The 14,019-nt window shown below is 58.9% G+C and carries 13 protein-coding genes; 9 read left to right on the top strand and 4 right to left on the bottom strand.

What is annotated here, in order from left to right; genetic code table 11:
• Positions 1-49: 49 nt before the first annotated feature.
• The 3 genes from ACYZTK_RS23180 to ACYZTK_RS23170 form a co-directional block, all read right to left on the bottom strand.
• On the bottom strand, positions 50-940 hold the full coding sequence (locus ACYZTK_RS23180; RefSeq protein WP_462011950.1) for a pseudouridine synthase: 891 nt from the start codon (positions 938-940) through the stop codon (positions 50-52).
• 71 nt (positions 941-1,011) lie between these two features.
• The gene (locus ACYZTK_RS23175) at positions 1,012-1,332 is read right to left on the bottom strand and encodes a transcriptional regulator (protein ID WP_462011949.1); all 321 of its coding nucleotides are present in this window, start codon (positions 1,330-1,332) and stop codon (positions 1,012-1,014) included.
• Between the two features lie 130 nt (positions 1,333-1,462).
• Positions 1,463-1,699 carry a glutaredoxin family protein gene (locus tag ACYZTK_RS23170; protein ID WP_462011948.1) on the bottom strand — a complete coding sequence of 79 codons (237 nt, stop codon included), beginning with the start codon at positions 1,697-1,699 and terminating at the stop codon, positions 1,463-1,465.
• 206 nt (positions 1,700-1,905) lie between these two features.
• Between ACYZTK_RS23170 and ACYZTK_RS23165 the strand changes: the two genes are divergently transcribed.
• Complete coding sequence (locus ACYZTK_RS23165) at positions 1,906-3,618, top strand: cation:proton antiporter (protein WP_462011947.1); 1,713 nt, start codon at positions 1,906-1,908, stop codon at positions 3,616-3,618.
• A gap of 1 nt (position 3,619) precedes the next feature.
• On the opposite strand, the gene ACYZTK_RS23160 is transcribed toward ACYZTK_RS23165, so the two are convergent.
• Positions 3,620-4,828 carry an ammonium transporter gene (locus ACYZTK_RS23160; RefSeq protein WP_462011946.1) on the bottom strand — a complete coding sequence of 403 codons (1,209 nt, stop codon included), beginning with the start codon at positions 4,826-4,828 and terminating at the stop codon, positions 3,620-3,622.
• Positions 4,829-5,135: 307 nt separating this feature from the next.
• On the opposite strand from ACYZTK_RS23160, the gene ACYZTK_RS23155 reads away from it, so the two are divergent.
• The 8 genes from ACYZTK_RS23155 (at position 5,136) to ACYZTK_RS23120 (ending at position 13,997) form a co-directional block, all read left to right on the top strand.
• Positions 5,136-5,450 (top strand): ElaB/YgaM/YqjD family protein, encoded by a 315-nt coding sequence (locus ACYZTK_RS23155; protein WP_462011945.1) that lies wholly within the window; start codon positions 5,136-5,138, stop codon positions 5,448-5,450.
• A gap of 1 nt (position 5,451) precedes the next feature.
• The gene (locus ACYZTK_RS23150; RefSeq protein WP_122841356.1) at positions 5,452-5,841 is read left to right on the top strand and encodes a phage holin family protein; all 390 of its coding nucleotides are present in this window, start codon (positions 5,452-5,454) and stop codon (positions 5,839-5,841) included.
• A complete protein-coding gene (locus tag ACYZTK_RS23145; RefSeq protein ID WP_462011944.1) occupies positions 5,838-6,179 on the top strand; it encodes a hypothetical protein in 342 nt (113 codons plus the stop codon). Before ACYZTK_RS23150 ends, ACYZTK_RS23145 begins: the two co-directional genes overlap by 4 nt.
• Before the next feature lie 136 nt (positions 6,180-6,315).
• Positions 6,316-7,479 carry an EAL domain-containing protein gene (locus ACYZTK_RS23140; RefSeq protein WP_462011943.1) on the top strand — a complete coding sequence of 388 codons (1,164 nt, stop codon included), beginning with the start codon at positions 6,316-6,318 and terminating at the stop codon, positions 7,477-7,479.
• Positions 7,480-7,548: 69 nt separating this feature from the next.
• Positions 7,549-8,877: a deoxyguanosinetriphosphate triphosphohydrolase gene (locus ACYZTK_RS23135; RefSeq protein ID WP_462011942.1), complete on the top strand. Its 1,329-nt coding sequence runs from the start codon at positions 7,549-7,551 to the stop codon at positions 8,875-8,877.
• Between the two features lie 182 nt (positions 8,878-9,059).
• Positions 9,060-9,449: a response regulator gene (locus ACYZTK_RS23130; protein ID WP_462011941.1), complete on the top strand. Its 390-nt coding sequence runs from the start codon at positions 9,060-9,062 to the stop codon at positions 9,447-9,449.
• 253 nt (positions 9,450-9,702) lie between these two features.
• Complete coding sequence (locus ACYZTK_RS23125) at positions 9,703-10,329, top strand: response regulator (RefSeq protein ID WP_462011940.1); 627 nt, start codon at positions 9,703-9,705, stop codon at positions 10,327-10,329.
• 8 nt (positions 10,330-10,337) lie between these two features.
• On the top strand, positions 10,338-13,997 hold the full coding sequence (locus ACYZTK_RS23120; protein WP_462011939.1) for a transporter substrate-binding domain-containing protein: 3,660 nt from the start codon (positions 10,338-10,340) through the stop codon (positions 13,995-13,997).
• Positions 13,998-14,019 lie beyond the last annotated feature (22 nt).

The raw sequence follows: 14,019 nt of genomic DNA, 5'->3' as shown, positions 1-14,019 counted from the left end.
ACCTGATGCAAAAAAGCCCGCTTCGGCGGGCTTTTTCATGTCTGAACGATCACCAATCGAGCACCAGCGAGCTTTCGAACTCGCGTTCCTGGCCAGTGACCGGGTCGATGAAGCGCAAGCCCTGGGCCAGCAGCTTCAGCGGATTGGCATAGTCGTCAATCGCATCCTTGAGCACCTGGGGGTAGAACGGGTCATTGCAGATGCCAGCGCCCAGGGCGGACATGTGCACCCGCAACTGATGTTTCTTGCCGGTGACCGGATACAGCGCATAACGCCAGAGATCGCCGTTCTTTTCCCGCACCTCCACCGCCGTCTCGGTATTGCTCAGCCCCGGGCCTTCCTGCATGCGAAAAAACGGTTCGCCCTCCACCAGCCGGCTTTTATGCACCCGTGGAAAGGCCAGTCCTGGCAGCGCCGGCGCGATGGCCTCGTAGCGCTTTTCGATCTGCCGGGTCGGAAACAGCGACTGGTAGGCCGAGCGGCTTTCAGCGTTGGCTGAAAACAGTACGAGCCCTGCGGTATGGCGGTCGATGCGATGCAGGGGCACCAGGTGCGGGTTGTCCAGGCGGTGGATCAACCTGCGCAGCAAGGTCTGCTCGACGTATTCGCCGGCCGGGGTCACTGGCAGGAAATGTGGCTTGTCCGCCACCACCAGATGATCGTCGGCATACAAAATCGACTCGACCGCTGGAATGGGTTTTTCATCCGGGACTTCCCGGAAATAGTGAATGCGCAGGCCTTCCTTGTACGGCAGGTCCAGGGGAATAGGCTGTCCATGGCCATCAAGGACACGACCGCGGGCAATGCGGTCGAGCCACTGATCGCGGCTGATGGCACGGAAGTGCGCACACAGGCAATCGAGCACGGTCAGCCACGCACCGTGTGGCAGGTACAGCGTGCTGGCCTGAGTGCGTGCAGCAGAAAATGATGACGTGGACATAAGAAAGCTCTAACCCCTAATGCAGGCCGGCATTATCCAGCAGCGGCCAAGGCCAGCCTAGAAGAGATTCCTTACGCCGCCGGTACCCGCTCACGAGCGGCCGCCTCGGTGAATTCCTTGAGCCAACGCAGCACATCGACCGCCTCCCAGCGGCCAGGGTCATATAACGCATACAGCAAGCCCTGGTAGCCGACGACATCCAGTTGCCGGTGATACCCCGCTCGCTGGAACAAGGCTTCGATTTCGGCGAAGCAGGTATTGAAGTGCAACTTGTTGAACGGGGTTTTTCCTTCCGTGACCAGGCCGTCCAGACGCAATTCCAGAACTGCCTCACGCACCACGTCCGCCGACATGCGGTTCACGCTGTTCTTCAATTGTTCGACATTGACCATGACTCATCCTCTGACTCGCAGGATCACCTGCAAGGCAGGTCATCCGAATAACTGTATAGACATACAGTAACCGAATAAGCGCAGATTCGCCAATGGATCAAACAGTCAGGGCGACAAGTGGAAATGCCAATCAGCGCAGGAAGGCCACGACCTGCTCAGCATCAAATGGCCAGTCCAGCTCTGCCCCCGTATCGACACGGCGCAGTACCGGAATGCGCAGGCCGTAGTCCTCGACCCAGTCTTCGTGCTCGGCGATATCGACCAACTCGACCAGCAGACCGTGCTCCACCAGGGGCATCAGTTCTTCTTCGGCAAGTTCACAAAGGTGGCAACCAAGGGTGCCGAACAGCTGACATTCAGGAGGCATGACCAAGGGTCCCGGCAAAGTAGGGATTCATTCTAGGCCTGCGATCGAACCCAGTCGAGACAAAGGCTGGAGTGGCCATGCTGCGGGGCATTGCACAGACCTGGCAATCCCCTGACTCAAATCATTCCAGGCAAATGCCACATGCGTGATGCTCGCGGTTTTTTTGCCTCTACGCTTCAGTGGCCAACTTCATATTCGGAGTCTGCGTGTTTACCAACCTGCTGATCATCCTCGCCTCCTCCCTGGTGGTGATTGCCCTGTTCCAGCGCCTGCGCTTGCCGCCGGTTCTGGGCTACCTGTGTGTGGGCTTGATGATCGGACCCACCGCGCTCAACTGGGTCAATGAAAGCGCAGAGTTGCCCGACCTCGCCGAGCTGGGCGTGGTGTTCCTGCTGTTCTCCCTGGGGCTGGAATTTTCCTTGGCGAAGATGCTGGCCCTGCGCCAGGTGGTGTTCGGCCTTGGCAGCCTGCAAGTGCTGGCGTGTACGGTATTGTTGGGCGGCCTGCTGACGCTGTTCGGCATGCCAAGCATCCCCGCGCTGTTGCTGGGTGCGGGGCTGGCCCTGTCTTCCACGGCCATCGTCAGCAAGGAGCTGGGCAGCCTTGGGGAAATATTCAGCAGCCACGGCCAGAATGCCATTGCGGTACTGCTGTTTCAGGACGTGGTCGCTGTCCTGTTGCTGACCCTGGTTCCGGTATTCGCCGGCACTAGCGAACAGCCCTGGTACTGGGCGCTGCCCATGACGCTGGGCAAGACCGTGGTGCTGTTTTGCGGCCTGCTGATGGCCAGCCGCTGGTTGTTGCCGCGACTATTCCATGAGGTGGCCGCAGCCCGTTCCGCCGAACTGTTCGTGCTGCTGGCGCTGGTGATTGTCTTGCTCACGGCGTGGCTGACCCACCTGCTCGGCCTGTCGCCAGCACTGGGGGCTTTTCTTGCCGGCATGCTGTTGGGGGAAAGCCATTATCGGCATCAAATCGAAGCTGACATCCGCCCGTTCCGCGACATCCTGCTGGGGCTGTTTTTCGTCAGCATCGGTATGCTCATCGACCTGCAGTTGTTTGCCAACCACGGTCTGCTGATCGTTGGATTGACCCTGGCGTTGCTGCTGATCAAGGCCAGCGTTGTCGCGCTGCTGGTCAAATGGCGTGGGAGTGACGCCGAAACGGCGTGGCGTAGCGGCCTGGCACTGGCCCAGGGCGGCGAGTTCTGCTTTGCGCTGATGGCGCAGATGCAGATTAGCCAAATGCTCCCTTCCGACTTCGCCGGAATGTTGTTGGCCGCCACCTTCTGCTCCATGCTGGTCACCCCGTTGCTGTTGCGAGCCGCGCCGCGCATCGCTGCGTATTTGCACCGCAAACCCAACGAGGAGGCGCAACTGGAGAAAATCAGCGCACTCAATGCCAGCCTGGATGGTCATGTGGTGATCTGCGGATACGGTCGGGTCGGCCAGTCAATCGGTCGTTTCCTGCGCGACGAACACCAGCCCTACATCGCGCTCGACAGCGATCCGATGCGAGTACAGGAAGCCGCCGTCAGTGAACGCTGCGTGCATTACGGCGACTCCCGTCGTGGCGAATTGCTCGTCGCTGTAGGCCTGGGTCGCGCGCGGCTGCTGGTGATTGCCGTGGACCGGACGGACATCGCGATGCTGATCCTCAAGCAGGCACGCCTGCTCAACGCCAGCGTACCGATCCTGGTGCGCACTCGCGACGATAGCCAGCTCACCGAACTGACTGCCGCCGGTGCCAGCGAAGTGGTGCCGGAGCTGCTCGAATCGAGCCTGATGCTCGCCTCGCACGCGCTGATCATGCTCGGCCTGCCCGGACAGCAAGTGAAGGACCGGGTGGATCAGGTGCGCAATGATCGCTACCGCCTGCTGCACGGTTTCTACCCAGGCACTGACGATGATGAACGTTGATTCAGTCCTGGCTGACGGCGCCAATCTTGTGGATCGCCAGGTCCGCGCCGTGATATTCCTCTTCCTGACTCAAGCGCAGGCCATGCAGCGCCTTGATGCCACCGTAGATCGCGAACCCGCCGAGCAATGCCACGATCACGCCCAACGATGTACCGATCAACTGGCTGATCAGGCTGACTCCGCCCAAGCCCCCGAAACCGACCTGACCAAAAATCCCGCAAGCGATACCACCCCAGACGCCGCACAGGCCATGCAACGGCCACACGCCCAGCACATCGTCGATGCGCCATTTGACTTGGGCGGCGGTGAAACACCAGACAAACAGCGCCCCGGCGATCGCACCCGTGGCCAGCGCGCCCACCGGGTGCATCAAATCGGAACCGGCGCAGATCGCCACCAGTCCGGCCAACGGACCGTTGTGCAGGAAGCCTGGGTCATTACGCCCGACGATCAGTGCCGCCACGGTACCGCCGACCATGGCCATCAGCGAATTCACCGCCACCAACCCACTGACATTGCCCAAGGTCTGAGCGCTCATGACGTTGAACCCGAACCAGCCGACGATCAGGATCCACGACCCCAACGCCAGGAACGGAATGCTCGACGGCGCGAATGCCACCAGGCGGCCGTCGCGATATCGGCCCTGGCGTGGACCGAGCAGCAACACCGCCGCCAACGCCAGCCATCCACCCATGGCATGGACCACGACCGACCCGGCGAAGTCATGGAAGCTGGCGCCGAAGCGCGCAAGCAACCAGGCTTGCAAGCCGTAGTTGCCGTTCCACATCATGCCTTCGAAGAACGGATAGATGAACGCGACGATCAGGGCCGTCGCGCACAGCTGTGGAACAAACCTTGCGCGCTCGGCGATTCCCCCGGAGATAATCGCCGGGATCGCTGCGGCAAAGGTCAGCAGGAAGAAAAACTTCACCAGGCCATAACCATGATCGGCGTTGAGCACCGCCGCCGGATGCATGAACGTGACCCCATAAGAGATCCAGTAGCCTATAAAGAAATAGGCCAGGGTCGATATGGCAAAGTCACTGAGGATTTTCGACAGCGCATTGACCTGGTTCTTTTGTCGAACCGTGCCGACTTCGAGAAAGGCGAAACCGGCGTGCATGGCCAGCACCATGACCGCGCCGATCAGAATGAACAAGGTATTGGAGCTATGGACCAGACTGTCCACAGCACTTTGCAGATTTTCCATGGGATTGGCAGACCTGAAGGCTGAAAAAAGCACCAAAGCAGTTCGCGCCGGTAATGTGTGCACCAAGATGCAACCAGTCAGGACCCGACAACGACAGTCCGATGGGTTGCTTTGGTGCGCGAGGTCACAACCTTGGCGCGGGTTTTCATTATTTGAGTTAAGGTTTTGCTCGAATCGTGCCCGGCAACAGCGCAACGGCGCGGGCTGACGCACCATGACATAGCAAAAGCTGTACCAGTCATTTGTACTGAACCTTCGCCCACCGCTCATACTCGAACGCAACAGACGCCACTTACGGAGATCACCAATGGCCAGCATCAAGGCAAAGACTGCTCAAGAAATACTGATGAATGATTTTCAAACATTGGTCAGCGACACTGAACGGTTGCTTGAACACACCAAGACCATCGCTGGTGATCAGGCTGATGAGTTACGCGACCAGATTCACGACAGCCTGCTGCGCGCCCGGGAAACCCTGAAACTCACCGAAGACTCCCTGCGTGAACGCGGCATGGCCGCAGTCACTGCGACCGAGGACTACGTGCAGGCCAACCCGTGGCAATCAGTCGGCATTGCGGCTGGCGTGGGCTTCCTGATCGGCCTTCTGGCCACCCGGCGCTGATATGGCGATCGGCGAATCCAGCTCGTCCGCGACGGGCCAAAGCTCCTCACCGCGGCGCCTGGGTGCCGCTTTTCTTGGATTGCTGCACAGTCATGTCGAACTCTTCGGCATAGAGTTGCAGGAACAGAAAGCACGCACCGTAAGCTTGTTGCTGTTTGCCGGCTTGGCGTTGGTGTTTGCCCTGTTACTGCTGGTGGGCCTGTCGACCCTGGTGATGATCCTGTTTTGGGACACCTATCGCCTGGCGGCCATCATCGGGCTCTGTGTGTTCTACACCCTGGCTGCGATCTTTTGCGCCGTGCGCCTGAAGGCAGCGATCTTCGATGAGTCATCGCCGTTTCACGGCACGCTGGAAGAACTGGCCAATGACCGGGAGCGCCTGTTGCCATGAATCTGCCCGAATTGCCCCATAACACTTCGCGCACTGAAATGCGCAAGGCGCTGATCCGCCTGCGCATGGAAATGCATCGCCAGGAAATCCGCCACGAATCCGCGCAGTTACTGCAGCCACTGCAGCGAGTGCGCGGGATGTCGCAAAGCATCCAGGGTGGCTTTGGCATCAAGCACGCGCCGCTCTGGGGCGTTGCCGCAGTGACGTTGCTGGGCTTCCTGACCGGCAAGGGCGCGAAGAGCGGCGGCGCCAGCAGCGTGACCCGATTGATTCGCCTGACCACTACCTTGGGCCCGTTGATCAAATTGGTCATGCAGGGCTCGGCGCGCAAGCCATAAGGCAGTCTGGCTGCATTCTTGCAGAGTCATCAGGATTGAACCGCTCCCGCGAGAGGTTCAATCCTGCGTGTCTACCTCCTGCGTGCCAGATCGGTACCCGGGTCATTCCAGAACAAAACCTTAGCAAGGAGGCCTCGTGATCGACGGGCAACCGCTCGCATGTTTTCAACCATTCATTGATACCGCCACCGGCCGCATCGCTGGCGTCGAAGCCCTGGGTCGACTGCGTCAAGCGGATGGCCAACTGACATCCGTTGGCCCCCTGTTTGCCGATTCCAGAATTCCCGCCGTGGCGCTACGTCGTCTCGACCGGCAGATTCGCGACCATGCCTTGAGCCGCCTGCATGAAGCCCCGGCCGAGTGGTTCCTGAGCCTGAACATGTCACCGCGCTGGGTCAATCGCCTGCGCCCGGACCAGCATCTGCCAAGTCTCAAGCAGATGGCCAGGCATGGCGTCAACCCGCAGCGCATCGTTTACGAGATCACCGAACTGGGTGGCGATATCCAGCGCCTGGCTGACGTGGTTGCGCGCTATCGGCAGGCAGGGGCGCGCATCGCCATCGATGATTTTGGCGCCGGATACTCCCAGCTTGATCGGGTCCTGGCCTTGCAACCGGATATTCTCAAACTCGATATGCGGTTATTCCAGGCGGCGGCCCTCGGCGGGCCCAGCAGCGATGTGGTCAAGGCCCTGGCGCAAATGGCGGAAAAGACCGGTTGCCGGATCATCGCCGAAGGCGTGGAAACCGATGCCCAGCTGAATTTCGCCCTGGAGTGCGGTTCGCGCTACGTCCAGGGATTCCTGTTCGCCCGGGCCGAGGAGGCGTTCTTCGCCACTGACGCGTTTGTCGACCGCTTCGCCCAGCTGCGCCAGCGCTATGTCCAGCAGAAACTGCTCGAGCGTGGTCACTTGATGGTCATGCGCCAGCAACTTGGCGAGTTGATGGCCATCCTGCAGGACTGGGCCCAGGCTCGCGCACCGCTGAGTGCCTTGCCGCAGCTCGATGCCTTTCCGTGGTTGCTGCGCTTTTACCAATGCGATCGCCACGGCACGCAACTGACGCCGAACCTGGAGTGGGGCCTGAATGGCTGGAAAGCCGACAACCGCTACCTGGGTCACAACTGGTCATGGCGCCCGTATTTTTATCATTTGCTGGCCGAGGGTTGGGACGAGCGCCGATTGACCTTGTCCAGTACCTACCGCGATGCCACGAGCAACCAGTACTGCCTGACCGCCGGGCAATTTTTCGACAACGGCGAACGGCTGTTGCTGATCGACATCGACGCCGCCGGGCTGTAGTTCCGCTTGCAGGTCCCGACGCGAACCCGGAAGCTAAGGCCATCAGTCACCAGACGGAGAGCATCAGCCTTGGATTGGCAAACCCTGCTTACTCGCGAACGCCTCGGAAAGCCTCTGCACAGCCCGGAAGAACTCGGGCGCAGTCCTTTCCATAAAGACCACGACCGCATTATCTTCTCCGGAGCGTTTCGCCGCCTCGGACGCAAGACCCAGGTCCACCCGGTCACCAGCAACGACCACATCCACACGCGCCTGACCCATTCGCTGGAAGTCAGTTGCGTCGGGAGATCGCTGGGCATGCGGGTCGGCGAGACCATCCGCAGCGCCCTGCCCGACTGGTGTGAGCCCAGCGACCTGGGCATGGTGGTGCAGTCGGCTTGCCTGGCCCACGACATTGGCAACCCGCCCTTTGGCCATTCCGGCGAAGACGCCATTCGTCACTGGTTCCAGCAGGCCGCCGGCCGCGGCTGGCTGGATGCGATGAGCGAAGTCGAGCGCAACGACTTTCTGAATTTCGAAGGTAACGCCCAGGGCTTTCGAGTACTCACGCAACTGGAGTACCACCAGTTCGACGGCGGCACTCGCCTGACCTACGCCACCCTCGGGACTTACCTGAAATACCCATGGACCGCGAAACACGCCGACTCCCTGGGCTACAAGAAGCACAAGTTTGGCTGCTACCAGAGCGAGTTGCCGTTACTCGAGCAGATCGCCCACAAGCTCGGCTTGCCGCAGCTTGAAGACCAGCGCTGGGCGCGCCATCCACTGGTGTACCTGATGGAGGCCGCCGATGACATCTGCTACGCGCTGATCGATCTGGAGGATGGCCTGGAAATGGAGTTGCTCGAGTACGCGGAAGTCGAGTCACTGCTGCTGGACCTGGTGGGTGACGATTTACCGGAAACCTACCGACAGCTAGGCCCACTGGATTCGCGCCGACGCAAACTGGCGATCTTGCGCGGCAAAGCCATCGAGCACCTGACCAATGCTGCGGCACGGGCTTTTGTCGAGCAGCAGGACGCGCTGCTCGCCGGCACCCTGCATGGTGATCTGGTGGAGCACATGCACGGTCCGGCAAAACGCTGCGTGTTGAATGCCAAGGACATGGCGCGCAAAAAGATTTTCCAGGACAAACGCAAGACCCTGCATGAAATCGGTGCCTACACGACCCTGGAGATCCTGCTCAATGCGTTCTGCGGTGCGGCACTTGAACAACATGACGGCCGCACGCCGTCCTTCAAGAGCCGGCGCATTCTTGACCTGCTTGGCAACAATGCGCCCGATTCCCGAGGGCCCCTGCATACGTCATTCCTGCGCATGATCGACTTCATCGCCGGCATGACCGACAGCTACGCCAGCGAAATGGCCTTGGAAATGACGGGGCGCTCCAGCCACTGATGATTACTCCGCGATCGGCCATTACACCCTCGGTAGTGGCCGATTAGCCTTTGATAGTCCCGGAGCTCTCAATGCGCGCCGAATCGCCCTACATCCCAAGTAGCGCTGGCTGATCGTTTGCTCCCACTGACTGCGAAATAATCATGCTCCGTCTGCTCGACGGCTCAAGTGGGAGTCACCCTATGAACGAATCCAACCTGCGCATCCTGGTGGTTGAAGATCACTGCTTTCAACTAAGAGCCACTCAACTCCTTCTTGAGACCTACGGATTCACATCGATCACCATCGCCGACAGTGCCGACGCCGCCCTATGTAGAATGAGAGAGGTAGCGACGCCCTACGATGTTCTGTTGTGTGATCAGTGTTTACCCGATCTGCGCGGGGTGCAACTGATCGAAGCGGCCACGGAACTGGGAAAGATCAAACACGCCATATTACTCAGCAGCCTGACGCATGACGAACTGGACCCAATTCTGAGGTCGGCAGTCGGACAGGGGTTACCGTTATTGGGTTTCCTGACAAAACCGCTGAAACAATTTGAACTTGCAACCCTATTGACTTCGGCCGTCTGAGAGCTGACGAAAATCTTTGGTTAAAACTCACTCACAAAAAGTCTGAGAGCATGATTTTTTCCAGTTCAAGCCATTCTCAAAAACGCTTGAAACTTAATCAAGTCTGATAAAAACACTAGTTTGGACGTAGTACATTTCTTGTTCTCTTGTAGGAATTATCTGATATTACGAATAGAGGTCGGCCTATTCATGCGATGGCGCAACTATCTGAGCTAAGGTGCGCGCATTATTTACGTTCGCATGGGATTTGATTATGAACTCCGTTTTTATTGTCGACGACCACCCCGTTATCCGCCTCGCGGTAAGAATGTTGCTGGAACACGAGAACTTTAAAGTCGTCGGTGAAACGGATAATGGCGTCGACGCGATGCAGATGATTCGCGAATGCATGCCCGACCTGGTCATTCTCGATATCAGCATTCCCAAACTCGACGGACTTGAAATTCTTACACGCCTTAATGCCATGACCCTACGACCCAGAACTTTGGTACTGACGGCGCAGTGCCCTAAGCTATTTGGCATTCGTTGTATGCAATCAGGTGCGTCTGGATATGTCTGCAAACAGGAAGCCCTCAGTGAACTGGTCAGCGCAATAAAAGCTGTACTATCGGGATACAACTACTTCCCAAGTGCTGCGATAAATCCGGTGCGAGGAGACGATATACGCTACAACGAACTCGAACTATTCAAGTCAGTCAACGACCGTGAATTGATGGTGTTGCAACTTTTTGCCCAAGGCCGCAGCAACAAGGAAATTGCCAAAGGCATGTTCCTGAGCAACAAGACCGTCAGCACTTACAAGAAAAGACTTATGCAAAAGCTGAAGGCCAGATCATTAGTGGAACTTATTGAGATGGCAAAACGTAACGCACTCGTGTGAGAGCCAGGATGCCCAGTCGAGCCAAGGAATACCTGCTGCTGATGATCGTGGTTTACTGCCTGAATACTTCGGTGCACGCCGCGCAGACCGAAAGTCAAAGCTACAAGCTGCTCAGCCGCTACACGACCGGCCAGCTGGAGGTGCAACTGGATCGAGCGCAACTACAGTGGGCCCGTAACAGAACAGGGCTGATACTGGGCACCTCGGCGCCCGATTACCCGCCTTTCGATATGACTATCGACAGCAGCCAGGACTACGAAGGGTTGAGCGCCGACTATGCAGGCCTGCTCAGCGTGACCACGGGGCTGCCGATCAAGGTCAGGCGGTTCGCGTCCCGTGGCGAAGCCATCGAGGCACTTGAGAATGGCGAGGTTGACCTGCTCGGGACTTCCAACGGATACGAGGCTGAACATGCCGACATTCTGCTCTCCACCCCCTATGCGGTCGATCAACCGGTGCTGGTCACGCGGGAGGGAGAAACCCGCTCGCTGACCGATGGGCTCAGGGGCCTGCGCCTGAGCATGGTTTATCACTACCTGCCAATGGACGAGGTCCGACGTCTTTATCCGAATGCAGTGGTCACGCCCTACCCGTCCTACCAGAATGCGATCAATGCCGTGGCGTTCGATCAGGCTGACGTGTTTCTCGGCGATACCATCTCCACTCATTACATGATCAACAAGGGTTACCTGAACAACATCCGCATGGCGAGTTTCGGCAAACACGAAGCGCACGGATTCAGCTTTGCGGTGCATAAAGACAATCAGCAACTGCTCGGCATCATCAACTCGATGCTGGCAGCCCTGCCGACCAGCGAGCGGGAAAATATCAGCAAACGCTGGAGCGCCGGCAGTGACATTCTTCTGAGCGATCACCACCTGCAGTTCACTGAGCGCGAAAAACGCTGGATGGCGACGCATCCGGTGGTGCGCGTAGTGGTCAATGAAGCCTACGCGCCGCTGACTTTTTTCGACCGCGACGGCAACTTTCGCGGAGTCACCGCTGACCTGCTGGAGTTGATCAGATTGCGCACCGGCTTGCGCTTCGAAATCCAGCGCAGCCGCAACGACGGCGAGATGATCAAGCTTATCGGCGACAGGCAGGCCGACCTGATTACTGCCCTGCTCCCCAGCAGCCAACGCGAAACCACCCTGAGTTTTACTCGCCCCTACCTGCAGAATTCCTTCGTCCTGCTGACGCGAAAACTTGCCGGCAGCCCGACCAATCTTGAGCAGATGCAAGGCCGGCGACTGACCATCGCCCAAGGCAACCCGATGGTCGACTACTTGCGTCGCGAGTTTGCGCAGATCAAGTTGATTGAAACCCCCGACACCTTCAGCGCCGTGGAAATGCTCGCCGACGGGCGAGCGGACGCCGCCGTCACTTCACTGGTGATCGCCAACTACTTCATTTCCACGCGAATCTTCGAGCACGCCCTGCAGATCAGCACGACCATCGGCACCCAGCAAGCGGCATTTTCCCTGGCCACTGCGCGGGATTCGAAAGAACTGCACTCGATTCTCGATAAAGCACTGTTGAGCATTGCGCCGGATGAATTAGGAGTGATCAACAGCCGCTGGCGTGGCTACTCGGCATCCGCGCAGGACACCTGGCAGAATTATCATCGGATTTTTTACCAGATCGTCATCAGCGCCGGCGTCTTGCTCCTGCTTTCCGTCGCCTGGAACGCTTACATGCGCCGGCAAATCAAGCAGCGCCGGGCCGCTGAACGCGCGCTGAACGATCAGTACGAGTTCATGCGCTCGCTGGTCAACGGCACGCCCCATCCGATCTATGTCCGCGACCGCCAGGGGTTGCTGCAAAGTTGCAATGACAGTTACCTCGAAGCCTTCAACGCCAAACGCGAAGACGTCATTGGCAAGAATGTCATGCAGGGCAACATGAGCAATGCATTCGAGGCCCGGGAGTATCAGGCCGACTACCAGCGAGTCGTGGCCGAGGGTACGCCGCTGGTGGTCGACCGGGCACTGCACATCTGTGGCCGCAGGTTGACCATCTATCACTGGGTACTGCCCTACCGCGACTCGCGTGGCAAGGTCCAGGGCATCATTGGCGGCTGGATCGACATCAGTGATCGACGCCAGCTCTTCGAGGATCTGCGCTGCGCCAAGGAGCGCGCCGATGCAGCCAACCGCGCCAAGAGTACCTTCCTGGCGACCATGAGCCATGAAATTCGCACCCCTATGAACGCCATCATCGGCATGCTGGAGCTGACCCTCAAGCGTATCGAACCCAACCATCCGGACCGTCCGTCCATCGATGTCGCGTACGACTCGGCGCGGGACCTGCTGGAGCTGATCGGTGACATCCTTGACATTGCCCGGATTGAATCCGGGCGCCTGGAACTGAACCCGGAACGGGTCAATCCGAGGGAAATCGTTGCTTCAGTGATCAGGATCTTCGATGGCCTGGCGCGGCAGAAAAAACTCGAACTACTGCTGGAATTCCAACCGGCCAACAGCGCGATCGATGTGCTGATGGACCCGATGCGGTTCAAGCAGGTGCTGTCCAATCTGATCAGTAACGCCATCAAATTCACTGCTCAAGGCCATGTCAGGATCATCGTTGAACTGCAGCCCACCGGGCCTGACCAGGCACGGATGCACCTGAATGTGGAAGACAGCGGCGTCGGAATCAGCGAAGAGGATCAGCAGCGGCTGTTTGCACCTTTTGCCCAGGCCGACAACTGCGCTCAGGCCGGTCGAGGCGGCGCTGGATTGGGGCTGATGATCAGTCGCAGCCTGTGTGAAGTGATGGGCGGCAGCCTGCAATTGAGCAGTCGCCCAGGCAATGGAACTCAAGTGCGGGTGTCCTTGCTCCTGGCAACTCTGGCACGGGAACAGGGCGCACCGAAAATCGCGCAGCAAAGCCAGACCAGCAGGACGCCGCTGAAGGTTCTGGTGGTCGATGACCATCCTGCCAACCGCTTGCTCATGTGTCAGCAGCTGGAGTTCCTCGGGCATGAATTTCGCGTGGCGCAAGATGGCGTGGCGGCACTGAAGGCGTGGAAAGCCGAGCCGTTCGACCTGGTCATTGCCGATTGCAACATGCCGGTCATGAGCGGCTACGAATTTGTCCGCGCGGTTCGCCGCGAGGAACAGCGCCTGCAGCGCGATCCCGTGGTGGTCCTGGGGTTTACCGCCAATGCCCAGCCAGAGGAAATCACTCGCTGCAAGGACGCCGGAATGGACGACTGCCTGTTCAAGCCGCTGACCCTGACGGCCTTGAGCCACTGGATCGAACAGCTCAATCCGAAAGAACGCAATCCGCAAACCCGCAGCGCGGCGTTCAGCCTTGAGGGGCTGCAGCAACTGACAGGAGGACACCCCGCGCAAGACCTGCGCCTGCTCACCGAGCTGCTCAAGAGCAATCGCCTTGACCGCCAGGAGTTACTGGCAGTACCCGCCCCCCAGGACCCGCAGGCATTGCTGGACATCGCCCACAAAATCAAGGGTGCAGCACGAATCGTCCAGGCAACGCGGCTGATCGACAGCTGCGAATTACTGGAGAAAGCCTGCGAAGGCATGTTCGACCCAGACGCCCTATCTGACTGCATCGAAGCGATGGAGCACGCCATGCTGGAGCTGGAACAGGCCCTGGAGCAGCAAATAAGGGCGCACGAGCGCAGCACAATGGTGGAGCCTTAACTATGCTTGGGCGCTTAGCAGT

It is taken from the genome of Pseudomonas sp. LB3P31 (assembly GCF_054897945.1).
This window is presented reverse-complemented; position numbering and strand designations above follow the sequence as displayed.